General features: G+C 46.3%; 18 protein-coding genes, 1 tRNA gene and 1 pseudogene. 11 read left to right on the forward strand and 9 right to left on the reverse strand.

Features of this window, described 5'->3' with window-relative positions; translation table 11 throughout:
• Positions 1 to 115: 115 nt before the first annotated feature.
• Both B0187_RS10470 and B0187_RS03950 read left to right on the forward strand, forming a co-directional pair.
• Positions 116 to 250 (forward strand): annotated as a pseudogene (locus tag B0187_RS10470) (ESPR domain-containing protein); the annotation flags it as partial.
• Between the two features lie 132 nt (positions 251 to 382).
• On the forward strand, positions 383 to 5,368 hold the full coding sequence (locus B0187_RS03950; RefSeq protein WP_245797003.1) for a beta strand repeat-containing protein: 4,986 nt from the start codon (positions 383 to 385) through the stop codon (positions 5,366 to 5,368).
• A gap of 376 nt (positions 5,369 to 5,744) precedes the next feature.
• Here the strand turns inward: B0187_RS03950 and dolP are convergent, their stop codons facing one another.
• Genes dolP through B0187_RS03970 form a run of 4 tightly spaced genes read right to left on the reverse strand, consistent with a single transcriptional unit; the run spans position 5,745 to position 9,018 of the window.
• Positions 5,745 to 6,335 (reverse strand): division/outer membrane stress-associated lipid-binding lipoprotein, encoded by a 591-nt coding sequence (dolP, locus tag B0187_RS03955; protein ID WP_078236558.1) that lies wholly within the window; start codon positions 6,333 to 6,335, stop codon positions 5,745 to 5,747.
• Positions 6,336 to 6,344: 9 nt separating this feature from the next.
• A complete protein-coding gene (locus B0187_RS03960; RefSeq protein WP_078236559.1) occupies positions 6,345 to 6,932 on the reverse strand; it encodes a D-sedoheptulose-7-phosphate isomerase in 588 nt (195 codons plus the stop codon).
• Positions 6,933 to 6,937: 5 nt separating this feature from the next.
• Complete coding sequence (locus tag B0187_RS03965; protein WP_078236560.1) at positions 6,938 to 7,282, reverse strand: YraN family protein; 345 nt, start codon at positions 7,280 to 7,282, stop codon at positions 6,938 to 6,940.
• Positions 7,282 to 9,018, reverse strand: coding sequence for a penicillin-binding protein activator (locus B0187_RS03970; RefSeq protein ID WP_078236561.1), 1,737 nt, complete (start codon positions 9,016 to 9,018; stop codon positions 7,282 to 7,284). Before B0187_RS03970 ends, B0187_RS03965 begins: the two co-directional genes overlap by 1 nt.
• Positions 9,019 to 9,104: 86 nt before the next feature.
• Between B0187_RS03970 and rsmI the strand changes: the two genes are divergently transcribed.
• The gene (gene rsmI / locus B0187_RS03975) at positions 9,105 to 9,956 is read left to right on the forward strand and encodes a 16S rRNA (cytidine(1402)-2'-O)-methyltransferase (RefSeq protein WP_078236562.1); all 852 of its coding nucleotides are present in this window, start codon (positions 9,105 to 9,107) and stop codon (positions 9,954 to 9,956) included.
• Between the two features lie 49 nt (positions 9,957 to 10,005).
• Here the strand turns inward: rsmI and B0187_RS03980 are convergent, their stop codons facing one another.
• Both B0187_RS03980 and B0187_RS03985 read right to left on the reverse strand, forming a co-directional pair.
• Complete coding sequence (locus B0187_RS03980) at positions 10,006 to 11,271, reverse strand: NRAMP family divalent metal transporter (RefSeq protein ID WP_078236563.1); 1,266 nt, start codon at positions 11,269 to 11,271, stop codon at positions 10,006 to 10,008.
• A gap of 651 nt (positions 11,272 to 11,922) precedes the next feature.
• Positions 11,923 to 12,717 (reverse strand): ion transporter, encoded by a 795-nt coding sequence (locus B0187_RS03985; RefSeq protein ID WP_078236564.1) that lies wholly within the window; start codon positions 12,715 to 12,717, stop codon positions 11,923 to 11,925.
• A 118-nt stretch (positions 12,718 to 12,835) separates the two neighbouring features.
• On the opposite strand from B0187_RS03985, the gene recG reads away from it, so the two are divergent.
• From recG to fbaA, 3 genes are all read left to right on the forward strand, one after another.
• On the forward strand, positions 12,836 to 14,917 hold the full coding sequence (gene recG / locus B0187_RS03990; RefSeq protein WP_078236565.1) for an ATP-dependent DNA helicase RecG: 2,082 nt from the start codon (positions 12,836 to 12,838) through the stop codon (positions 14,915 to 14,917).
• A gap of 175 nt (positions 14,918 to 15,092) precedes the next feature.
• Complete coding sequence (gene pgk, locus B0187_RS03995; RefSeq protein WP_078236566.1) at positions 15,093 to 16,268, forward strand: phosphoglycerate kinase; 1,176 nt, start codon at positions 15,093 to 15,095, stop codon at positions 16,266 to 16,268.
• A gap of 183 nt (positions 16,269 to 16,451) precedes the next feature.
• Positions 16,452 to 17,531 (forward strand): class II fructose-bisphosphate aldolase, encoded by a 1,080-nt coding sequence (gene fbaA / locus B0187_RS04000; protein ID WP_078236567.1) that lies wholly within the window; start codon positions 16,452 to 16,454, stop codon positions 17,529 to 17,531.
• A gap of 76 nt (positions 17,532 to 17,607) precedes the next feature.
• On the opposite strand, the gene recF is transcribed toward fbaA, so the two are convergent.
• Genes recF through B0187_RS04015 form a run of 3 tightly spaced genes read right to left on the reverse strand, consistent with a single transcriptional unit; the run spans position 17,608 to position 20,510 of the window.
• Complete coding sequence (gene recF, locus B0187_RS04005) at positions 17,608 to 18,693, reverse strand: DNA replication/repair protein RecF (RefSeq protein ID WP_078236568.1); 1,086 nt, start codon at positions 18,691 to 18,693, stop codon at positions 17,608 to 17,610.
• A 15-nt stretch (positions 18,694 to 18,708) separates the two neighbouring features.
• Positions 18,709 to 19,200 carry a SprT family zinc-dependent metalloprotease gene (locus B0187_RS04010; RefSeq protein ID WP_078236569.1) on the reverse strand — a complete coding sequence of 164 codons (492 nt, stop codon included), beginning with the start codon at positions 19,198 to 19,200 and terminating at the stop codon, positions 18,709 to 18,711.
• Between the two features lie 29 nt (positions 19,201 to 19,229).
• The gene (locus B0187_RS04015) at positions 19,230 to 20,510 is read right to left on the reverse strand and encodes an NAD(P)/FAD-dependent oxidoreductase (protein ID WP_078236570.1); all 1,281 of its coding nucleotides are present in this window, start codon (positions 20,508 to 20,510) and stop codon (positions 19,230 to 19,232) included.
• 193 nt (positions 20,511 to 20,703) lie between these two features.
• Between B0187_RS04015 and B0187_RS04020 the strand changes: the two genes are divergently transcribed.
• The 5 genes from B0187_RS04020 (at position 20,704) to B0187_RS04040 (ending at position 24,025) form a co-directional block, all read left to right on the forward strand.
• Positions 20,704 to 21,447, forward strand: coding sequence for a glycosyltransferase family 2 protein (locus tag B0187_RS04020; protein WP_078236571.1), 744 nt, complete (start codon positions 20,704 to 20,706; stop codon positions 21,445 to 21,447).
• Positions 21,444 to 21,944: a DedA family protein gene (locus B0187_RS04025; protein WP_078236572.1), complete on the forward strand. Its 501-nt coding sequence runs from the start codon at positions 21,444 to 21,446 to the stop codon at positions 21,942 to 21,944. Before B0187_RS04020 ends, B0187_RS04025 begins: the two co-directional genes overlap by 4 nt.
• 125 nt (positions 21,945 to 22,069) lie before the next feature.
• Positions 22,070 to 22,846: a DNA polymerase III subunit epsilon gene (gene dnaQ, locus B0187_RS04030; RefSeq protein WP_425432433.1), complete on the forward strand. Its 777-nt coding sequence runs from the start codon at positions 22,070 to 22,072 to the stop codon at positions 22,844 to 22,846.
• Between the two features lie 101 nt (positions 22,847 to 22,947).
• Positions 22,948 to 23,024, forward strand: a tRNA-Asp gene (locus tag B0187_RS04035).
• A gap of 116 nt (positions 23,025 to 23,140) precedes the next feature.
• The gene (locus B0187_RS04040; RefSeq protein ID WP_078236573.1) at positions 23,141 to 24,025 is read left to right on the forward strand and encodes a DMT family transporter; all 885 of its coding nucleotides are present in this window, start codon (positions 23,141 to 23,143) and stop codon (positions 24,023 to 24,025) included.
• Positions 24,026 to 24,046 lie beyond the last annotated feature (21 nt).

The raw sequence follows: 24,046 nt of genomic DNA on the forward strand, positions 1-24,046 counted from the left end.
TACAAATTAACCATTACTACTACTATGAACAAAAAAGCTGATCTGATTGTGCGTCATTTCAGCTTTTTTTATAGAGAGTAGTTTTTTATGAGTAATTTTCGGTTACGAGGTAACAATGAATAAAGTATTTAAGGTAATTTGGAATCAAGCAACGCAATCATGGGTTGCTGTTTCGGAATTAACAAAAGCAAAAGGTAAGACATCATCAAAAACGGATGAGCGTACTTCACCTTCTAAAACATTATTAGCATTAAGTGTTGCTGGTGGGGTTGTGTTAAGTGGTGCAGCAATGGCAGCTACTTCATCAAGTGGTGCACTTGAGGGTAGTATCAGTGGTACAACAGTAGGTACAATTGCGATTAGTGATAATATCCCAGGTTCTTTGGCTACTGCTGGAGGCAATTATTCTGTTGCTATTGGTACGGGAGCTTCTGCACCAATGGAAGATGGTATTGCGATTGGTCATAATGCCACTGCAAGACGTAAACACAACATTGTTATTGGTGCGAATGCGACTGTATTAGGAAATAATGCTGAATCTCAACCTGGTAATATAGTGATTGGTTGGGAAGCTACGGACACTGGCGGTAACGCTAACACCGTTTTGGGTAGTAAAGCAAATACCCATTATGAAAACCGCACATTTAGTACTTCACAACAATTAGCCTTAGGTAGCCGTGCAAGCGTGTATGGTGACCAATCTTTAGCAATTGGTGCTGATACCATTGCGGGTGGTAACTCATCAATCGCTATTGGTGGTGATGATGTGGATAAAGCTTGGGACAAAATGGTTGCTGCGATCCCAGAATTAAACACTACACTTAACCCTAACACTGCGATAGGACGAGCAGGTGTGCGTGGCTATGCGGATGCGAAAGGGCTTAACACTGATATGACCAGACATATTGCTGGGGGAAAATATCCAAATACTGCAGCGGCAGGGGATGCTTCTGTAGCAATTGGTGCACAAGCTCAAACAGCGGGCGTAGGGGCTAATGCGTTAGGGGTTAACGCCCTTGCAGTGGGATATAGTTCGACTGCTATCGGTACTTTGCCTCGTGCTTATGGTAATAATACTATTGCCCTTGGTACAGCATCTCAAGCTGGTGAAGCAAAAGGTAATAAGTTATCGGGTGATGACGCAATGGCTGTTGGTCACTTTGCATTAGCAACTGCTGCGAATTCAACTGCACTAGGTACACGTGCTCACGCTCGTGGTTATGAATCACTTACTCTTGGTACAAACAGTAACGTAACGGGTAACTACTCTGTTGCACTAGGTCCAAATATCCGTACTGTACCTACTATCAACTCCGTTGTATTAGGTAATGGTTCAACCGCCGTAGTTGGTACGACAGGTGCATCTCACGCCGTAGAATATGTTGCAAACGCAGAAGTACGTAATTCAAACGGCGAAACTATCACTTATGGCGAATGGGGCTTTAAGGGTCAGCCACAGACAGAAGGGCAATACGTAAGTATTGGTGAAGTGGACAATGAACGTCAGCTCAAAAACGTAGCGGCAGGTCATATTGATGCGAACTCGACAGACGGCATCAACGGTTCACAGCTTTATGCGGTAATGGCGAAGTTAGAAACTGGTTTTGTGGTATCTAACAACACCGTGAATGCTACAAACCATATTACGCCAAATAAAATCGTAAACTTCAATAATGGTACAGCAACAACAGCGACTGTTGCTAACTGGAATTCAACAGACGGAAGCGTTGCAGGCGTAAACGTAACCTTTAACGTTAATACAACGCCATTGACAGTATCAGATGGTTCAAATGCATCAAGCCCAACTGCGACAACGAATAAAGCATCATCAGGTAAGGTGGATACACCAGTAGATCAAAATGCGATTGCAACTGCAGGCGATGTCGCTAACGCGATTAACAATGCAGGCTGGTGGACAAACGCGACTAACCCAGACGGTACATCAAATAACACCTTAATCAACCCAGGTGATATCGTTAACTTTGCAAAAGGCAGTAACTTAAAACTGACTCAAACCAATACAACGACAAATGGTGTTGATACTGTTACTTATACCTACTCTGTAGTTGATACTCCAACGTTCACCAACGTAACCATTGGCAACGCAAGTAACCCAATTGTAATTGGCACTGACGGAAATGGTAACAACACCATTTCAAACTTAACCAGCAGATTGCCTAAAACGGTAACTGAAAATGGTACAGGTACGGTAACTAACCCTGATGGTTCAACAGGTCAAGGAACAACTGTCTTTACCACCAATGTTACTCGTCCAGTATTGAAAGCAGGTGAAGAAAACAACGCTGCGACATTAGGTGATGTATTGAACGCAGGTTGGAACTTGCAAGAAAACAACACAGCGAAAGATTTTGTAAAACCATACGATACGTTGAATTTCCTGAACACGACAACAGTGTCAGTGAACATTACGTCAGATGGTAATCTTTCAAATGTAACTTGGAACGTCAATACTACGCCATTGGCAGTATCAGATGGTTCAAATGCTTCAAGCCCAACTGCGACAACGAATAAAGCACCATCAGGTAAGGTGGATACACCAGTAGATCAAAATGCGATTGCAACTGCAGGCGATGTCGCTAACGCGATTAACAATGCAGGCTGGTGGACAAACGCGACTAACCCAGACGGTACATCAAATAACACCTTAATCAACCCAGGTGATATCGTTAACTTTGCAAAAGGCAGTAACTTAAAACTGACTCAAACCAATACAACGACAAATGGTGTTGATACTGTTACTTATACCTACTCTGTAGTTGATACTCCAACGTTCACCAACGTAACCATTGGCAACGCAAGTAACCCAATTGTAATTGGCACTGACGGAAATGGTAACAACACCATTTCAAACTTAACCAGCAGATTGCCTAAAACGGTAACTGAAAATGGTACAGGTACGGTAACTAACCCTGATGGTTCAACAGGTCAAGGAACAACTGTCTTTACCACCAATGTTACTCGTCCAGTATTGAAAGCAGGTGAAGAGAACAATGCAGCGACTTTAGGTGATGTATTGAACGCAGGTTGGAACTTGCAAGAAAACAACAAAGCGAAAGATTTCGTGAAACCTTATGACACAATTAACTTCTTAAATAGTTCTACTGTGTCAGTGAATATCACCTCCGACGGTAATCTTTCTAACGTTACTTGGAATGTGATTTCTGGCGATGTAAACACAAACACCAATCCAAATACAGCAGAGGATAAAGACAACAAAGTACCAGCAACAGGTACAGTGGTTGTAAATGGCACAGGTTATGTGACTGCAGAAACCCTTGCCAAAGCGGTAAATGCCTCTGGTTGGAAAGTAACTTCTGACACCGTAAACGGTGGTGACCGTGGTAATGAAGGTAGCGAAAAAGATGAGAAATCTACTCAGCTCGTTCAACCAGGTGAAGAAGTGAAATTCCTCGCAGGTAAAAACTTGAAAATTACCCAAAATGGTCAAAACTTCACTTATGCGACTCAAGAAAACGTGTCGTTCAATAACGTGAACACCACCACAATGACCTTAGGTAATGCAAGTAACCCAGCACAGCCAGCGGTGAGCTTCAAAACTGAAAAAGCAAGCCCAACAGTAACAACTGATAAAGATGGCAAACCAGTTGAGAATGCAAAAGCTCCAACTTCAGCAGTGAATCTCTCTGACTCTGCGGGTAACCCAGTTCAGTTGAAAGGTGTTGCATCTTCATTGAATGCGACAACCCCTGCAACTTCAACGGGTGAAAGCGTGCTAGACCTTAACAATGCAACTGACCCAACAGCGGTTGTAACCGTAGCAGATTTACAAAAATATGGTTGGATTGTTCGCACAGAGAAAGACAACAACAGCACCGTAGTAAATAACGGTGAAGTGGTTACTTTCATCGGTAAAAACGGTATCAACGTAACCAGCGTAGCGAACGGTACAAATGGCAACTGGGATGTAGTTATCAGTGGTGAAAAAACATCTTACACCAGCAATAACAATGCAACAGATGCAACGGTAAGCTTCAACAACGGCAACGGTACAACAGCGAGCGTAGTAAATTACCCGAACGGCTCAACGGCTGTCAGCTTCGATGTGAACCAAACGACTGGCGATGTGAACGAAAACGGCGTATCAAGCGTGAAAGATCCAAACGCGTTCTTGAACGCAGGCGATGTGTCTAAGTTAGTAAACAATGCAGGTTGGAACGTATTCCAAAACAACGTTTCGACAGCGAAGAAAGATACTGTAACCGCAGGTAACAACGTGGCGTTTAACAACGGCACTTACACCACGGTGAACGTAACCTCTGACGGTACGAATACAACAATCACCTACGATGCGAAAATTGGTAACTTAACCAACAACGCTAACGGTTCTGTGAACGAAGGCGACATCAGCCCGAACTCATTAGCAACCGCCGCAGGTGTAGCAAAAGCGATCAACAACAGCGGTTGGGGTACAAACGTAACTAACCCAGATGGCACTGTAAGCAAAGAGATCGTAAACCCAGGCGACCAAGTGAACTATGTAAATGGTCAAGGCACAACAGCGAAAACGACTGTGGTGAAAAATCCTGATGGTTCACAATCATTTGCCGTATCTTACAGCGTAAACAGCACCACAGCTGACGTGAACGATGCAGGTTCAGTAAATGCACCAGCAGATCCGAACGCTTACTTGAACGCAGGCGAAGTGGTTAAATTGGTGAACGGCGTTTCTTGGACAGTAGATTCAAAAACTGACTCTACCACTGCAAACGGTGCAACCAAAAATACTTACACTCCATCAGCGAAAGTGAAAGCAGGTGATACTGTTCGCATTAACGCAGGTCGTAACATCGAGATCAGCGGTTCAGGTCGCAACATCAACATCGCTACTTCGAACGATCCAACGTTCAACAACGTAAAAGCGAATAAAGTGGATGCAGATGACATCGTAGCGGGCAACAGCCTAACCGTAGGTAAAGGTGCTGGTGCAACGAAGATCACTTCTTCTCCAGAAGGGTTAAGAATTGCGAAAGCAGATGGCAAACCACAACGCATCTTGAATGTAGCCCCTGGTCAAGCTGACACTGACGCAGTGAACGTAAGCCAACTTAAAGGTGCGATTGGCAATGTAAACAACCGCATCAACAAGTTGAACAAACAACGTAAAGCAGGCCACGCATCTTCAATGGCAGCAGGCAACTTAATGCAAGCATACCGTGAAGGTCAATCTGTAGTAACAGCGGGTGTGGGTCAATACCAAGGTCAAACAGGCTTAGCGGTAGGTTACTCTCGTATCTCTGACAGCGGCAAAGTGGGTATCAAACTCTCTGCTGGCGTAAACAGCCAAAAAGAAATCAGCGGTGCAGCGTCTGTGGGTTACTTCTGGTAATCAGAACCTAACCAAAACGCTCGCATAGCGAAGTGAAGAATAAAACCCCCAAGGGAAACCTTGGGGGTTTTTGTTTTTTGAATCTGTGAATGAGATTATGCTATTATAAAAATAATCACTAAAAAGCTAATAAAAAGTGTTCAATGCAATCTCAACTTTTTCTAGCTTAGAGCTGTGTTGTCGTTCCGTTGAAATTATTGTGGGATATCAAAGAATTTGAGGTCATATGATAAAATCAACATTAACGTTTAAAACAAATTAAAAAAGCGATTTCTGATTTATTATACCGTTCCTAATAAAATAAGGCGATGAAAATAAACATTAAGCTCATTTACATCGCCTTAAAATTTTTTAAATCCCACCCCTTGCAATCCAACTACCTTAAATAACTAATCACTTTCACCACTTTTTTCACGCCATTTACGTTACGGGCGACTTCGGTGGCGGCGTTGGTTTGGCTGGCGGTAAGGTTGCCCATTAGGAAAACTTCGCCGTTTTCAGTGATCACTTTGACATCGGTGCTTTTCACATCGCCGTTTACCAAGAGTTTTGATTTGATTTTGGTGGTAATCCAACTGTCGGTGGCGATTTGTGCGACACCTGCGTTTTCGGTTACTCGGATTTCGTTATAGACCTCTTTCACTCCGTCAACGCCCGAGGCGATATTACCTGCGGCTTCTTTGGCGGCGTCGCTCGGGGCTTGACCAACTAACAAAATGCGTCCGCTGTATGACACCACGTTAATGCGTGCTTCTTGCTGTAATTGAGCATCTTTATTGAGGTTGTATGCTACTTTTTCTTCGAGGGTTTCATCGTCAATTTGTGTGCCTGCGGAACGTGGGTCGGTCGCCACTTTGGTGGCAACGGCAGCGGTGGTTACCACGGCGGTGGCGATACAGCCAGAAAGTGAAATTACGCTCACGCCGAGAACAGCGAACATTGAGAGGCGTTTGATTAAGGTTTTCATCATCAATCCTTATTGAGTTTTAGGAAAAAGTAAATGGTCGATCAATTCGCAAAGTAGGTTTACGCAGAATTGATGCCCTTCAATAATCCGCATTTCATTTTCAGACGGAATGGCGATTTCTAAATCACTCTCGTCTAACAAACTGCGAACGTGGTCGTTGTTATGCCCGATAAAGGCAATCACATCTAAATTTTCAATATTGGCAAAATTAAGGGCGGAAACCACTGCTTCCTCATCACCATTGGGGGAAAAGGCGATAAAAAGATCGCCCTCTCGCTGAATGGCTTGTAGCTGTTTTTTGTAAATATGCGAAATTTCGTTATCTTGTGCCAAACTGCTGGCAAAAACCCCATTAAATTGCAGTAAAGTTGCCGCAAAACTCGGGCGGTCAAAATCATAGCGGTGCAGTAAATGGCTGGCGAGTAATTCGGCGTTAGCGTAAGAACGGCTATGTCCGCAGATAATCACTTTGTTGCCTCGCAATAAGCAATCGACAATCCGTTGTGCCGCTTGACTTAATGCGGTGGGCAAGAGTTCTGCCGAGGCAATTTGCATCTGGATGCTTTCAGAAAAGCGGGTGTGGATTTTTTCTAACATTTTTGCTAACCAAGAAAATTGGGAATCCAAATCGGGTCGTCCGTTCCCTCAAAAACCACCACATCAAAACGGCAATCGGCGGTATCTAAACTTTGGCTACGTTGAGCCAGCCATAGATTTGCCGTGTTAAGCCATTTTTGTTGTTTGCGAAAATCAATGCTTTCAAGGGCTGAACCAAAACGGGCATTTTGGCGGTGGCGAACTTCAACAAACACAAGGGTTGAGCCTTGTTGCATAATCAAATCAAGTTCGCCGGTACGAAAGGTTTGATTTTGAGCGATAAACCGCAAGCCTTTTGCTTCCAAAAAGGCTTTGGCTTTCTGCTCAAAAATTGCCCCTTTCGCTCGCATTAGTATGCCGTTTCCACCGCACCGTTGCGATATTGCAACCACGCCATTCCACGCTCTACGTTACAATTTTTGCCTTTGGTTAAATTGCCCGTTAAGCCTGAAACGCTATACCCTGAAATTTGGCGAAGTTCGTTAAACTTGTTCGCCAACGCCCAAGCGTCCGATCCCATTGCGTAAAGTCGCATCATAGAGAAATCGCCCTCGGCTAAATTTTTCGATTTTTGGTACATTTCCGAATCGGTGTCCGCCAATAATGGAATTTCACTGAATTTTACCCCGTCCATTGCGGTGTAAAATTCGCTGTCGTTATTTGGCGAATTGCTGCGTGATGAGGTGTACATCGGGAATTTTAGCGAGGCTTGATCGATACCTTGCTTAATTTGCAACACTTCTTCCGCCGTGCCTAACATATACAAGCCCGAGCCTTGTGCCACGCCATTATTTTGAATGGAAGCCACGGCATCAAGCGGTTGGTTGTAGTAACGCACGTCCGCATCGGTATTGGTTAATTTACGCCATTGTTGCACGAACGCATCTGCGGAACGCTGACCAAAATCCGTTTGCGGTGCGGCAACCACCGCACGGCTTAACCCATCACGATAAAGGCGTTCCGCCGCCGCTTTGGCTTCGCTTTCTGGCGAGAGACCGTAATAGCAAACCTGCGGTAAATTTTTCACGTTTTCAGTCGCATTCAGGGCTAACACGTTCACGCCTTTGATTTCAGGACTGAGTAACATTTCATCAACACGCGGTTTGAGCAAAGGCCCGATAATGGTTTGTGCCCCTTGCTCTTTGGCTTTGGCGATCAAATTCGCAACGCTATCGCTGTCAGTGTCAAACACTTGCACCACCGTTGGATCATCGCCTTTCGCTTCGTCAAAACCTTTCTTCAAAATTTCGCCCAATACTTTGGCTTCGCCACTCAACGGCAACAACAACGCAATGCTGTTAAGGTTGGTTTGCTGATAATTCGCCACATCTTGCAACTCTTTTGGCATTAAAGTGGCGGCACTATGGTTAGGATATTGCTGTTTCCATTCATTTAACGCCTGCTTTAATTGAGCAGGATTCGCCATATTTTGATTATACAAATTCGCCAACGCTAACCAGCCCGCCAAACCGACCTCGCCCGCTTGCGGGGTGGCTTTTTCGATCATTCCACGATTACCCTCACGCAACAGTTGCCAAATGGTGTCGTTATTTTGCTGGCGAGCGATATTATCCGTGAGGTAGCTATCCATCATTACTCTGGCTCGCACGGTGTCGATCAGATCTTTACGATTTTCCGCAAGGCGAGCTTCCGTTTGGTAATAACGCAGTAATTGAGCTTGGCTTAATTGTGGCATCGGCAAATTTTTCAATAAACTGACCGCTTGCTCGTTCTGCCCAAGCATCGCCGAAAGTTGTGCCGAAGTGAGGCTATATTCTAGCTGCTGCGGTTCAGTTAATTCGGTGGTAACAATTTCCGCAAAGGTGTTTTTCGCTTCTTCCGCTTTATTTTCTTCAATCAGCTTACGCACCGCAAGCAAGCGGTAGCTTTGCTTATCTTCTTGCTCTTTGGCTTGATCAGCTTTGTTAATATAAAACTCGGAATTGCCGTAAGCCTCTTGTTTGATCGATTCGGTAACAGGATTGACCGAAGAACACGCCGACACCAACAACGCAAGGGCGGTTGGCACAAAAATTGTTTTGATTTTCTGTTTTAACGCACGGGTTTGTACTAGAATAGTCGCCATTTTATAACTCCATAAAAAATTTCTGTCTCGCCAGAAATAAGTGAAATCTTACTTACCTAACCGCAGAAATGCAAATAGAAAAGCAAATGAAAAATAACCAAAACGGGATCTTATATATCGTTGCCACCCCGATTGGCAACCTCGCCGATATTAGCCAACGAGCCTTAGACACCTTTCAGCAAGTCGATTTAATCGCCGCCGAAGACACCCGCCATAGCGGATTATTATTGAGCCATTACGGCATCAAAAAACCGTTTTTCGCCCTGCACGATCATAATGAACAGACCAAAGCGGTGGTGCTGATCGAAAAATTGCAACAGGGGCTAAATATCGCCCTGATTTCCGATGCTGGCACGCCGTTAATTAGCGATCCTGGGTTTCATCTCGTTCGCCATTGCCGCCAAGCGGGGATTCAAGTTGTCCCCGTGCCTGGGGCTTGTGCCGCCATCACCGCCCTTTGTGCTTCGGGCATTGCATCAGACCGTTTTTGTTTTGAAGGGTTCTTGCCCGCCAAAACAAAAGCCCGTTGCGATAAACTTTCTGCCCTTGAAAATGAAGAACGCACCTTGATTTTCTACGAATCCACCCACCGCATTTTAGACACCCTCGCCGATATGCAACGCATTTTCGGGGCGGATCGTTATGTGGTAATGGCACGGGAATTAACCAAAACGTGGGAAACCATTCACGGCGACAGCCTCGCCAATTTGCGTGAGTGGCTCAATCAGGACAGCAACCGCATTAAGGGCGAAATTGTGTTAGTGGTGGAAGGCAAGCCGAAAGCCAACGAAGACGAAGGCTTCTCGCCCCAAGCGATCAAAACCCTCACCCTGCTCTGCCAAGAACTTCCCCTCAAAAAAGCCGCTGCGGTGGTGGCAGAGGCGTTTGGCTACAAAAAGAATGCACTTTATCAATACGGTTTAGAGCATTTTGATTAGCAAGCGGTGGGATTTTGAAAATTTCACAAAATCCCACCCCTTGCAATCCTTAGCTAATCAACCCAGCTTGATACACCATAAATAAGAGGGTAAAGGCTGAGAGGTAGATTAAGCCGATGATTGAGAGCCAGAGTAAGCCACCTTTGACGCGGTGTTCACCTTTCAATACGAGTGAGAGGTTGAGCCACGCGAAGATTGGGGTTGAGACGAATGAGCAGATCATCGCAAATTTGAGCATTGTCGCTACATCGCTCATAAAGACGGTGATGATTAAAATCCCGATTAGGGCAGTGGCGGTTGTCCAAACGTAGAGGCTGGTTGGGCGGCTCTCTTTACGGTTGAGCAACAGGCGTAATGCCTCGTTGTTGGCTCGCGAGTAGCCGTCAATCACGGTGATGGTTGTGCCGAACATACACATAAAGGCGATGAGGGCGATCAATAATTTTGACCAGTCGCCAATGGCGAACGCATACATTTTAATCAGTTGGGCGATATATTTTACCCCAGCCTGTTCCACGGTTTCGCCCGAGCCGTATTGTACCAACGCACCGAGGGCGAGGAACACAATTGCCAAAATGGCGGTGCCGATGTAGCCTACGTTGAAGTCGAAAATGCCGTCTTGATAGCTCACTTTATTGAGGCGTTTTTTCGCCACCACCCACATTGAGTTGATCGCCGAAATCTCAATCGGGGCAGGCATCCAGCCCATTAACGCCACGATAAAGCCCAACGCCGCCAAGTTCCACGGCGATGGCTCAACGAAATCAGGGGCGACCGCAATGCCACCTTTGAGGGCAGCGATCACCACCGCACTGACGGTTGAAACCGTGAGGGCGATCATAATCCATTTGGAAAGGCTATCGAGCAAGCGGTATTTTCCGAGCAATAAAATGCCCCAAGTTACCGCAATCACAATCACGCTTGCGGTTGGAATGGAAAGATCCACCGCTAATCCCAACGCTGAGAAGATAAATTTCAAAATCGCTGCGGTTACAATCCCCACCGCCGCAGTGTTGATCATCGCCGCCGCCACATTGAGGAAGAAGAATACCCAAAGGTAAATTTTGCCTTTTTCTTGATAACCTTCGAGCAAGGTTTTGTTGGTGCTGAGGGTATATTGCACCCCAAAGCGGAAGAACGGATATTTAAACAGGTTCGCCAAAATAATGATTAACGCCAGTTGCCAGCCGTAAATCGCCCCCGCCTGCGTGGACGCAATAATATGCGAACCACCCACCGCTGCCGAAGCCATTAAAATCCCCGGTCCCATTGCCTTTAATTTCGACCCCCAAGTCGAGATTTCTTGTTGTTCCATTGTTTTTCCTTTTATTGTTATTGAAAAATAAGGCGTGATTTTAAGCATAAATGGGCAGGAAAAGATAGGGGCAAAAATGCAGTTTAAAAATGGTTCAGCAAAATATCTCTTTGAAAAGTGGATAAAATTTAGAGTAATAAACTAATTTTATGTTGAAATCAGCATTTTTGACTAAGAATAATTTGTTAAAGAAAGAGGAAATAAATGTTAAAGGGATGGAGTTGATTGCGTAAAAAATAAATTCCTTAATGGAATCAGGGAAATGAAAGGGGTGAGATTTCTAAAAATTTTGCATTTATTGCCCCTAGGATATCCCCGTTTCGTAGCGAAGGCGTGGATAATGTTTCATCAGAGAGACTGAACACAATCGTTGAAAAACTCGAATACAAGGCAAACACTCCGATTTATTGCCTAAATGCGGTTTGGTGATTAACTTATCCAATCAGAAAAGTTTGAGTCGCTTTGAGGTTGCCCTGATTAACTTCGAAGCTACAAGCGAATCTCGACATTAAGAAACGAAGCAGAAAACTTAATGTATATGCCAATTTTTGTGGAACACAGTTGCTACGGCTCAATAATTGACTCAATAGATCAGCAAAATATAAAGGGGATATTCCAGAAGAATAATCATTATAGATCAGTTGATATAATTTATTTTAAATGCTGTTTTAGCAACATTTTTAATTCCAAAATTTCCTTCTCTAAATCAGAAATTTTAGTTAATAATTCCGTTTGATTATTTTCCTGTTCCGAACATTGACAATCGGCATTTTTAATTTCGCCGATACAATCCACCACAATCCCAATCGCGATATTTAAAATAATGTAGCTGGTAATTAACAAAAAGCTAATAAAAATAATCCACGCATTTGGATAAACCGCCATTACAGAGCGGACAATCCCCATCGACCAACTTTCAAAGGTCATTATTTGGAATAGGGTGTAAAAACTCTCGCCCAGCGTGCCGAACCATTGGGGAAATTGCTCGCCATATAAATGGGTGGCGACCACCGCATAAATATAAAAAAGAATCACCAATAAAACCGCCACCCCAAGCATTGAACTCATTGTTTTAAATAAGGCTTGGGAAACAATTCGCATTTTAGGAATTAACGACACTAGGCGTAAAATGCGAATAATGCGGAAAATACGAAACACCGAAAATACGCCAATTTCGGTAATTAACGAAGTAGCAATAATAAAGAAATCAAAAACATTCCAGCCTCGTTTAAAAAAGGTCAATTTCTCAACAACAATTCTTAATAAAATTTCAATTGTAAAGATAAATAAACACGCATTGTTAATCAGAGAAATCCAATCACCAAATTGGGCGGAAATAGTTTTTGAGGTATCCAACCCCACAATAATGGCGTTAATAATGATCACGCTCACAATAAAATCGTGAAAAAATTTGCCGTGAATAAAATGGCGTAACTTATTTTGCATAGGAAAACAATAAGGCTAAAAAATAGTCATATTATATTTTTGTTAATAACATTTTGCAATCCAACTGTATTTCTATACAATACGCCCCCAAGCGGTCAGTTTCACAAAAATTTTTACGATGAGCGAACAATTATTAGACGGTGTGCCACTCACGGCGTTGTCGGGCGTGGGGGCGGCGATAGCAGGGAAATTAAGCAAAATTGGGATCAACAATGTGCAAGATTTGTTGTTCCATTTGCCGTTTCGTTATGAAGATCGCACGCGGATCACGCCGATTGCCGATGTTCGCCCCGAAAATTACTGCACCATTGAGGGCTATGTGCAGCTAACCGAAGTGCAATTCGGTCGCCGTCCGATTTTATCCACCACCCTTTCAGACGGCACGAGCAAAATTACCCTCAAATTCTTCAATTTCAACGCAGGAATGAAAAACAGCCTTGCCACGGGCGTTCGCGTCAAAGCCTTTGGCGAGGTCAAGCGGGGGCGGTTTATGGCGGAAATGCACCACCCCGAATATCAAATTATTCGCAATAACCAACCGCTTGAATTGGCGGAAAGCCTGACCCCGATCTATTCCACCACCGAGGGCTTGAAGCAAGCCACCCTACGCAAATTGACCGATCAGGCGTTGGCGTTGTTGGATCGGGTGCAAGTGGCGGAATTGTTGCCGAATGAATTTAATCCGCACCAATATAGCCTCAAACAAGCCCTGCAACTGCTGCACCGCCCACCGCCGAGCGTGTCGGCGGAACAGTTGGAAAAAGGCGATCACCCTGCCCAAAAACGGCTGATTTTTGAGGAACTGCTCGCCCACAACCTCGCAATGCAGCAGGTGCGAATGGGGGTAAAACAGCATTTTGCCGAGCCGTTGCAGTATCAAACGGATCTCAAACAGCGTTTCCTCGCCAGCCTGCCGTTCCAACCGACCAACGCCCAAAGCCGTGTTACCGCTGAGATTGAGCGAGATCTCGCCCAATCACAACCGATGATGCGGTTAGTACAAGGCGATGTGGGATCGGGCAAAACGCTGGTGGCGGCGTTGGCGGCGTTGCTGGCGATTGATAACGGCAAGCAGGTGGCGTTAATGGCACCGACCGAAATTCTCGCCGAGCAGCACGCCAACAATTTCGCGAACTGGCTCGCCCCTTTTGGAATTGAGGTTGGCTGGCTGGCGGGCAAGGTCAAGGGCAAGGCTCGCACCGCTCAATTAGCGGCGATCCAAAATGGCTCGGTGCAGATGATTATCGGCACCCACGCCCTGTTCCAAGAGAGCGTGGAATTTCACAACCTCGCCCTCGTGATTATTGATGAACAGCACCGTTTTGGCGTACATCAACGGCTCACGTTGCGAGAAAAAGGGGCGAAGGGCGAGGTTTATCCGCACCAACTGATTATGACCGCCACCCCCATTCCCCGCACGCTGGCGATGACGGTTTACGCCGATCTTGATACCTCAATTATTGACGAACTTCCCCCTGGGCGAACGCCGATCACCACCGTGGCGATTTCCGAAGATCGGCGAGGCGAAATTGTGCAACGGGTTTACCAAGCCTGCAAAAACGAAAAACGTCAAGCCTACTGGGTTTGCACCTTGATTGATGAATCGGAAGTGCTGGAAGCCCAAGCGGCAGCCGCGATTGCCGAAGATCTGCAACGTGCCTTGCCCGATTTGCGGATCGGCTTGGTTCACGGTCGAATGAAACCGCAGGAAAAACAGGCGATTATGGCGGAATTTAAGACGGCGAATCTCGATCTGCTGGTCGCCACCACCGTGATTGAGGTGGGGGTTGATGTGCCGAATGCGAGCTTGATGATTATCGAAAATTCCGAGCGATTAGGGCTGGCACAACTGCACCAACTGCGTGGACGGGTCGGGCGAGGGGCAACGGCGTCCCACTGCGTGCTAATGTATAAACCGCCCCTCGGCAAAATTTCGAGCAAACGCTTACAAGTGATGCGAGACAGCCAAGACGGCTTCTACATCGCCGAAAAAGACCTCGAAATCCGCGGCACGGGCGAAATCCTCGGCACGAAACAAACAGGCACCGCAGAATTTAAAATCGCCGACCTAATGCGAGACCGTAAAATGATCCCCCTCGTGCAAGACTACGCCAAACGCCTGATCGCCACCCAACCGCAGATTGCGGATTTGCTGATCAAACGCTGGTTAGAACTAAAAACCGAATATACCAATGCCTAGCAAGGGGGGGGGTTTAAAAATTTTAGCATCGCCTGAAATTTTCATTAAATCTACTTTTTTGATTTATTTAAAATGTTGAAATAAATCAAGAAAATGTACCGCAATTCGCCCATTTCAATCAGAAACTGATATAATCGCCCCGTTTTTATTTTTGAACTCAACAGAGGAACTTATTATGTCTGTAATCAAAATGGCAGATCTTGATCTTCAAGGTAAACGTCTTTTCATTCGTGCTGACCTTAACGTACCAGTGAAAGACGGCAAAGTAACGTCTGATGCACGTATTCGTGCAACGATTCCAACCCTCAAATTAGCCTTACAAAAAGGGGCGAAAGTGATGGTAACTTCGCACTTAGGTCGTCCGACTGAGGGGGTGTTTGAGGAAGCGAACTCGTTACAACCTGTGGTCGATTACCTCAACAATTCAGATTTAGGCGTGCCTGTGCGTTTAGTGCGTGATTATTTAGACGGCGTGGACGTGCAAGAAAACGAAATCGTGGTGCTTGAAAACGTGCGTATCAACAAAGGCGAGAAGAAAAATGATCCTGAGTTGGCGAAAAAATATGCAGCACTTTGCGATGTGTTCGTAATGGACGCATTCGGTACGGCTCACCGTGCAGAGGGTTCAACCTACGGCGTGGCTGAATTTGCCCCTGTTGCTTGTGCAGGTCCATTATTGGCGGCGGAATTAGACGCACTCGGCAAAGCATTAAAAGAGCCACAACGCCCAATGTTGGCGATTGTTGGCGGTTCAAAAGTTTCAACCAAATTAACCGTGTTGGATTCCCTTTCAAAAATCGCTGATCAGCTTATCGTGGGCGGTGGTATTGCGAACACCTTTATCGCAGCGGAAGGCAACAACGTGGGTAAATCATTATATGAAGAAGATTTGATCCCAGAAGCAAAACGTTTGGCACAAGCGACCAAAATCCCCGTGCCAGTAGATGTGCGTGTGGGGACAGAATTTTCTGAAACCGCCCCAGCAACCCACAAAGCGGTGGCTGATGTAGCGACGGATGAGTCAATTTTCGACATCGGCGACAAATCTGCCGAAGAATTAGCGGAAATTATCCGTAATGCGAAAACTATTCTTTGGAACGGCCCAGTTGGCGTGTTTGAGTTCCCGAACTTCCGTAAAGGGACGGAAATCGTGGCACAAGCGATTGTGGATGCCACTGCAAGCGGTGCGTTCTCTATCGCAGGCGGCGGCGACACCTTAGCGGCGATTGATATGTTCGGTATCGCAGATAAAATCTCTTACATCTCAACCGGTGGCGGTGCGTTCTTAGAATTTGTAGAAGGTAAAGTATTACCAGCCGTTGAAATTTTGGAAAAACGTGCGAACGGTTAAGGCAAAATAAGCAATGCGAAAGGGGACGCGAGCATCGCGTCCCTACGCAAAAACCGATAAATCGTAGGGACGCCACGCTGGCGTCTCAGATCAAAAACCGAAACCATAAATGGTCAATCGTAGGGACGCAATGCTTGCGTCCCCTAGATGAAAAAATTCAATTAAATCAAGAGGAAACCTCAAATGACTAAATTATTAGACATCGTAAAACCAGGCGTTGTAACCGGCGATGACGTTCAAAAAGTATTCGCTTACGCAAAAGCCAATAACTTCGCAATCCCAGCGGTAAACTGCGTAGGTACAGACTCTGTAAACGCGGTATTAGAAACCGCAGCGCGCGTAAAATCGCCAGTGATCGTGCAATTCTCAAACGGTGGCGCGCAATTCTACGCAGGTAAAGGCATCAAACCAGCCAGCGGTCAGCGTGCAGACGTTTTAGGTGCAATCGCAGGGGCGAAACATGTTCACACCCTTGCCAAAGAGTATGGCGTGCCAGTGATTCTTCACACCGACCACGCAGCGAAAAACTTACTTCCGTGGATTGACGGCTTACTTGAAGCGGGCGAAAAACACTTCGCGGAAACAGGTTCACCATTGTTCTCATCACATATGATCGACCTTTCAGAAGAGCCAATCGAAGAGAATATGGAAATCTGCCGTGAGTACCTTGCACGTATGGACAAAATCGGTATGACCCTTGAAATCGAAATTGGGGTAACCGGTGGCGAAGAAGACGGTGTGGATAACTCAGATGTGGACGAATCAAAACTCTACACCCAACCGTCAGAAGTGCTTTACGTTTACGACCAATTAAGCCCAATCAGCAAACGCTTTACGATTGCGGCGGCGTTCGGTAACGTACACGGTGTTTACAAACCAGGTAACGTGAAATTAAAACCGTCAATCCTCGGTGCTTCACAAGAGTACGTTTCAAAAGAGCGTAATCTTCCAGCGAAATCATTAGACTTCGTCTTCCACGGCGGTTCAGGCTCTTCACAAGAAGAAATCCGTGAAGCGATCAGCTACGGTGCGATCAAAATGAACATCGACACCGACACCCAATGGGCTTCTTGGCAGGGTATTTTAGAGTTCTACAAAGCGAACCACGAATACTTACAAGGTCAATTAGGCAACCCAACCGGCCCAGACGCACCAAACAAAAAATACTACGACCCACGCGTTTGGTTACGCAAAATGGAAGAGTCAATGTCTAAACGCTTAGAGCAATCTTTCGTTGATCTTAACTGCGTAAACGTACTCTAATCGGGTAAAAAATCCCAAAAATCAGACCGCTTGTTGTGAGACAAGCGGTCTTTTTTTGCGAAATTTTGAGGGAAATTTAGGCGGCGGTAATTTGCCCCTGTTCCACCAAAAACAGCCGATCATTTTGCTGTTCCTGCCAGCTCATCTGTTGTAGTTGATCTTGGGTGATGGCGGTAACGAACACCTGCGAGCCACTTTCCCGCAGGCGGTGGGCGAGTAGTTCGCGTTTGGTCGGGTCGAGTTCTGAGGCGAAATCGTCAATCAAAAACAGGCATTGGCGTTCTTTTTGTTGAATCAGATATTCCCCTTGGGCGAGGCGTAACGCACACATCAACAATTTTAACTGCCCCCTTGAAAGCACATCTTCCACGGGCAAGCCGTTGGCTTTAAAGCGGAAATCGGCTTTTTGTGGGCCGATCATCGTGTAGCCCATAGCCCGATCTCGCTCAAAGCCTTGGGCGAGAATCTCGGCGAAGCCTGCCCCCTTTTCCCAACCTTGATGAAAACTGACGCTAATCTCTAATTCGGGCAGGAAAAATTGGCAAGTTTTCTCAATTTCGGGGCGAAGAATATCCGCATAATCCGCTCGCAGTTGGCTGACGATATGAGCGACTTTGGCAAGCTCAATATCCCACGCTTTCAATTCCCCATAATGGCGAACTTGGGCGAGGGCGGCATTGCGTTGTTTGAGCAGGCGTTTGAGGTTTACCCAATGTTGGAAAAATTCTTGATGCTGATGAAACAAGCCCCAATCCAAAAAGGCTCGGCGGTAACTCGGACCACCATTCAGTAAGGTTAAGCCCTCGGGGGTGATCACTTGCATTGGCAGCAGTTGGGCGAGGTCGGCAAGTTTATTGCCGTCTTCGTTATTGATTTTGAGCAACGTATCGCCTTGCCGTTTTTTCTGAATCCCCACCGTCCAACTATGTTGAGCCTCGTCAATTTTGCCGTGCAGGGTAAATTGCTCTTGCTCATATTGAATAATGCGGTTACCCAAATGGCTTTTGAAAGAACGCCCGTGTCCGAGGTAGAAAATCGCTTCCAACAGGCTAGTTTTGCCGCTTCCATTCGCCCCGACCAGAAAATTAAAGCCTGACGAAAAGTGGAGATCGACCTCGCTCAAATTGCGAAAATGTTGAATCAGTAAACGAGAAAGTGCCATAAACGAACCTCAAAATTAGCAAGGGGCTAATCGTAAAGGCTTACGGCATTTTTTGCAAATATAAGACCTCTTTCCCTGCGAAATGGCATTATGGCGGCGGATAGAAAGGGTGTGAATTTGGCAGTCGCATTGATAGCGAAATTGCGAACCTTGCACATTTTCCACATTAAAACAGTGGCGAACGTCCGCTGGCACGCCGAGTACGCCCATCATCATTTGCCATTCTTTGCCGTGGGGTTGCACCCGCCCGAATTGCTGATAAACCAACAGATGAGCCAACTCGTGCGGCACGACCTGCTGAATAAAGGCTTGCCCGTTTTCTTGCAATAAAACGGGGTTGAGCCGAATTTCATTCTGCTGCAAATAAGCCGCCCCCGCTTTCAGCCCCCGCACTTTGTAGCTTACGCTCGGCTCGGTAAAAGTTTTGCCAAAATGGGCGTTGGCGGTGGCGAGATCACGGCGAAGTTGGCGTTGAACTTGCATTTTGAGAATCGGTAAATCAGCCATACAAGCGGTCGGATTGTGAGAAATTTCCCTTAGTGCAACTTCATTGACGGACGCAAGAAGCGGTTAATCTGCCCCACGAGCAGGATTAAGCCCGTTTTGATCCAGCCGTGCAATGCCACTTGGTGCATACGGTAGAGCGAGAGGTATGCCACACGGGCGATTTTGCCCTCGATGAACATATTACCGCTCACGAGGTTACCCATTAAATTGCCGACCGTGCCGAAGCGTGAGAACGAGAGCAACGAGCCTTTATCGTTGAACACGAAGGGTTTGAGCGGTTTATTTTCCAGTTGTGCCACGATGTTTTTGCCGCATTGGGTCGCCATTTGGTGAGCGGCTTGGGCTTTGGGCGGAATCGGCTTGCCGTCTTGGATTAACGAGGCACAATCGCCGATCACATACACATTCTCGTCCACCGTGGTTTGTAGGGTGTCTTTAATTTCGATTTGATTCAAGCGGTTGGTTTCAAAGCCAAAATTGCGTACAAAATCAGGGGCTTTCACGCCAGCCGCCCACACCATTAAATCCGCCTCAATCAGCTCGCCCTCGCTGGTGAGCAAGCCCTCGGCAGTGGCTTCGGTGATTTTGGTGTTTAACCGCACGTCCACGCCCAACTGACGCAATTCCGACAACGCCGATTGCGACACTTTTTCCGTTAAGGCTGGAATTAAGCGACCGCCCGCTTCCACGAGGGTAACTTTGAGGTTGGTATTGTTGAGTTTGCCGAAGCCGTAGGCGTGCAGATATTTGACCGCATTGTAGAGTTCCGCCGAAAGTTCGATCCCCGTTGCCCCACCGCCGACAATCGCAATGCTGACGGATTTGTCGTTGTTGTTTGAGAATTTGAGGAATTGTTCCATCATCTGCTTGTGGAAGCGTTTGGCTTGTTCCGAACCGTCTAAGAAAATGCAATGTTCCGCCACGCCTTTGGTGCCGAAATCGTTTGAGGTGCTGCCAATCGCAATCACTAATTTATCGTAGGCGATATGGCGTTCTGCCACCAATACTTCGTTCTGTTCATTGAAAATCGGGGCGAGGGTAACTTCTTTTTTGTTGCGATCCACCGCCGTTAAAGTGCCGAGTTGGAACTCAAAACCGTGATTTTTGGCGTGGGCGCGGTAGCTTAATGCGTCCGTTCCCTCATCGAGCGAACCTGTCGCCACTTCGTGTAATAAGGGTTTCCAAAGGTGGGTGCTGTTGCGATCAATCAACACCACTTTGGCACGTTTTTTTGAGCCTAATTTATTGCCGAGGTAGGTGGCGAGTTCCAATCCACCAGCCCCACCGCCAACGATAACAATAGTTTCCATAAAAATTTCCGAGTAAATGATAAAAAATTGGCGATATTTTAGGGGGGAATGGATCTTCGGGCAAGATTTTCCCGACTAGCACAGTCGGATTTGCAAAATTTTACGCAATCGCACCGCTTGTTTTCGCCATTAAGCATTCTTTAAGATTTGGTTGCTATCCTTTCACCAACTTTAACCCAGAGAGGAAACCCAAATGAAAAACCTTTTTAATGAAAACGCCCCGATGTCGGTGGTGGTGATTACCCTGAATGAACAGAAAAACATTGCGAATCTTTTGGAAGATCTGACCGCTCAAACTTACCCCCATTTTGAAGTGATTGTGGTGGATAGTTGTAGCGATGATGACACGGTTGAGATCGCCAAAACCTATCAAGATCGTTTGGATCTTCGCACCATTGTAATGAATGAACGAGGGGCAAGTCTCGGACGCAACACAGGGGCGGAAGCGGCACGCTACGAACGCCTTGTGTTCCTTGACGCTGATGTGCGAATTGAGCCAGATTTTCTCGCCAACGCCGAAAAAGCCTTGCGTGAGAAAGGGTTAGCGGTGGCGGCAGGGCGAATGGCGAGTAACGATCCGAACCGCTTGACCCGCATTGGGGTGAAAGCCTTTGATTGGGGAATGCTGGCAACCCAATATAATTTCCCAACCTGCACAGGGGCGTGTATTTTCTCAACCAAAACCGTACATCAAATGATCGGCGGATTTGACCCACAAATTACCCTCTGCGAGGATTGTGATTACGTTAAACGTGCGGCAAAAACCTTTAAATTCAGAATGTTACCCGTCTTTTTTGAATTTAACACCCGCCGCCTCAATCAAGACGGCGTGCTTAAAACGGGCTATCTCTATTTGAAAGCCAACACAATGCGATTGCTCAAAGGCGAGCTACGCAATAACGAAATCCCTTATCCGTTCGGGCATTATCAACAATGATCCCAAGTTGGTTAAACGAATGGCTGGCATCCCCGTGGCTGCCCGCCATTCTTGCATTCGGGGCGTTTGCTGACGCCTTTTTGCTCACCAGTGTATTTGTGTTGGGCGAGCTATTTTTCATCGCGACAGGCTATGCGGTGGGGCTGACCGCCCAATGGTGGCTGATTCCGCTGATTTGGGCAAGTGCCTTATTCGGCGATTTGAGCAGCTACTGGCTCGGGCAATGCTACGGCGAGGGCATTATTCGGCGGTTTATCCACAAAGGGGCGAAACGGCGGCTCAACTACCTGCGAGCCAAACGCCTAATGCAACGGCGTGGCGGCATTGCGATTTTTACCGCTCGCTTAACAGGACCTATCGCCAAATTTATGCCCTTTCTCGCCGGCACAATGCACGTCAATTTCCGCACCGTTCTTTATGCAAGCCTACTCGGTGTGATCATCGGCACGATACAATTCTTCTTCATCGGCTGGTTAGTGGCGGTGGGGTTGAATTAGAGGGAATGCAAGCGGTGGGATCTCGAAAAATTTTGCACAATCTCACCGCTTGTTCATCCACAAATTGCATATTACGAGCAAGGTTTATAGAATAGCGTTAATTCAGTTGATTTAAAGGATAAAAAATGATCAATCAAGAACCAGTCGTTCGGCAGGTGGTGCTGGATACGGAAACCACGGGGATGAATTTCAGCGGGCAGCCGCATATTGGGCATAACATTATTGAGATTGGGGCGGTGGAAGTGATTAACCGCCGTTTGACGGGGCGGACGTTCCACGTTTATATCAAACCGCCGCGTGAAGTTGATGAGGAAGCGATTCGCGTTCACGGCATTACCAACGAGTTTCTGCAAGATAAGCCCACGTTTGCCGAAATTGCCGATGAATTTGTCGAATTTATCAAAGGGGCGGAATTGGTGATTCACAACGCCCCCTTCGATGTGGGCTTTATGGATCAGGAATTTTCGTTTTTGCCAAATCCACCGCCGAAAACCAAAGAGATGTGCGTGGTAACGGACAGCTTGCAGTTGGCGAAAAAGATGTACCCTGGCAAGAAAAATAATTTAGATGCTTTGTGTAGCCGACTGGGGATTGATAACAGCAAGCGTGTGTTGCACGGGGCGTTGCTGGATGCGGAAATCCTTGCCGATGTGTTCTTGATGATGACGGGCGGTCAAATCGCCCTGTTGGAAGAAGAAAATCAAGAGGTGCAAGCGGTGGTTAGCGAGGAAAATTTTACCATTCAACGCTTGGATGTGGATTTATCGCAAATGGTGGTGCTGAAAGCGAATGAAGAAGAGCTGGCGGCACATCAGCAAATGTTGGCATTGCTGGCGGAAAAATCCAAAGGAAATTGCCTTTGGCAACGCTTAACGAGCGAAGAAACGGCACAATCTCACTAAAAAATAGCCGTTTTGGCGATTTTAAAATCAAACGAAAAATTTTCTGAAAAAAGCGTTTGACGAGTGAGAGCGAAATCATTATTATACGCCTCGTTCGCTGCGGAGTGGTAGTTCAGCTGGTTAGAATACCTGCCTGTCACGCAGGGGGTCGCGGGTTCGAGTCCCGTCCATTCCGCCAACTAATTTAAACGTCATAATATACCTCCTTAGTACGTTAATGGGAAAAACCTCTGAGCAATCAGAGGTTTTTTCTTTGTATCGAAAAAATATTCCTCATTCTGATTAGGTTTCAAAATGGCTTACTGGCAGAAACTTTCCCCGTTACACAAAGGCGTCATTACGATTTTAATTTCCGCCCTAGGGTTTGCGTTAATGGCATTATTTATGCGATTAGCGGGCGATTTGCCCCTTGCCGAAAAAGCGATTTTCCGCAATGGGATCACGGCGATGATAAGCGGGTACATTGTGTGGAAAAATAGGGCGTTGTTTTGGGGCAAGCTACAAAATCGGGGAATGTTAATTTTACGCTCAATCACGGGGTTATTAGGTATTTTGTGCGGTGTTTATATTATTGATCGCTTGGTATTGAGCGATGTGGATATGATCGGCAAATTGACCTCATTTATGTTGATCGTGCTGAGTGCCATTTTCCTCAAAGAGCGAGTCAGCCTAATGCAATGGGGCTTGTGCCTTGTGGCTTTTGTCGGGGCGTTGTTTATCATCAAACCTGCCTTTGAGGTGCAATTTGTGCCTTATTTGGTGGGATTACTCGGGGCGTTATTCGCCGCCCTTGCCTACCTTTGTTTACGCTTACTCGGCAAACCTGAACGAGCCGAATCGCCCCATACTATCGTTTTCTTCTTTTCAGCGTTCTCAACCTTGGTGTTGATCCCTTTTGTGATCTATGATTTCGCCCCACTTTCTTGGCAACAATTTGTCTATTTGGTGCTATCGGGGCTAACCGCTGCCGTTGGGCAGTTTGGCGTTACCCTTGCTTATCGCTATGCCGCCGCCAAAGATATTTCCATTTACAGCTATGCCTCGGTGCTATTTAGTGCGATGTTAGGGGCGGTGTTTTTCGCCCAATATCCCGACCTATTGAGTCTGTTCGGCTATTTATTGATTTTCGGATCGGGCTGGGTAATGTTTTACCAATCGAAACGAGGCAGAAAACCATAAAAAAACGGGCATTTTGCCCGC

It is taken from the genome of Haemophilus paracuniculus (assembly GCF_002015115.1).
Taxonomy (GTDB): Bacteria; Pseudomonadota; Gammaproteobacteria; order Enterobacterales; family Pasteurellaceae; genus Haemophilus_E; species Haemophilus_E paracuniculus.

Bases quoted from the DNA above. Each gene is read 5' to 3' on its own strand.
- dolP (WP_078236558.1), bottom strand. From the start codon at position 6,335: ATGAAAACCTTAATCAAACGCCTCTCAATGTTCGCTGTTCTCGGCGTG.
- B0187_RS03960 (WP_078236559.1), bottom strand. From the start codon at position 6,932: ATGTTAGAAAAAATCCACACCCGCTTTTCTGAAAGCATCCAGATGCAA.
- B0187_RS03965 (WP_078236560.1), bottom strand. From the start codon at position 7,282: ATGCGAGCGAAAGGGGCAATTTTTGAGCAGAAAGCCAAAGCCTTTTTG.
- B0187_RS03970 (WP_078236561.1), bottom strand. From the start codon at position 9,018: ATGGCGACTATTCTAGTACAAACCCGTGCGTTAAAACAGAAAATCAAA.
- rsmI (WP_078236562.1), top strand. From the start codon at position 9,105: ATGAAAAATAACCAAAACGGGATCTTATATATCGTTGCCACCCCGATT.
- B0187_RS03980 (WP_078236563.1), bottom strand. From the start codon at position 11,271: ATGGAACAACAAGAAATCTCGACTTGGGGGTCGAAATTAAAGGCAATG.
- B0187_RS03985 (WP_078236564.1), bottom strand. From the start codon at position 12,717: ATGCAAAATAAGTTACGCCATTTTATTCACGGCAAATTTTTTCACGAT.
- recG (WP_078236565.1), top strand. From the start codon at position 12,836: ATGAGCGAACAATTATTAGACGGTGTGCCACTCACGGCGTTGTCGGGC.
- pgk (WP_078236566.1), top strand. From the start codon at position 15,093: ATGTCTGTAATCAAAATGGCAGATCTTGATCTTCAAGGTAAACGTCTT.
- fbaA (WP_078236567.1), top strand. From the start codon at position 16,452: ATGACTAAATTATTAGACATCGTAAAACCAGGCGTTGTAACCGGCGAT.
- recF (WP_078236568.1), bottom strand. From the start codon at position 18,693: ATGGCACTTTCTCGTTTACTGATTCAACATTTTCGCAATTTGAGCGAG.
- B0187_RS04010 (WP_078236569.1), bottom strand. From the start codon at position 19,200: ATGGCTGATTTACCGATTCTCAAAATGCAAGTTCAACGCCAACTTCGC.
- B0187_RS04015 (WP_078236570.1), bottom strand. From the start codon at position 20,510: ATGGAAACTATTGTTATCGTTGGCGGTGGGGCTGGTGGATTGGAACTC.
- B0187_RS04020 (WP_078236571.1), top strand. From the start codon at position 20,704: ATGAAAAACCTTTTTAATGAAAACGCCCCGATGTCGGTGGTGGTGATT.
- B0187_RS04025 (WP_078236572.1), top strand. From the start codon at position 21,444: ATGATCCCAAGTTGGTTAAACGAATGGCTGGCATCCCCGTGGCTGCCC.
- dnaQ (WP_425432433.1), top strand. From the start codon at position 22,070: ATGATCAATCAAGAACCAGTCGTTCGGCAGGTGGTGCTGGATACGGAA.
- B0187_RS04040 (WP_078236573.1), top strand. From the start codon at position 23,141: ATGGCTTACTGGCAGAAACTTTCCCCGTTACACAAAGGCGTCATTACG.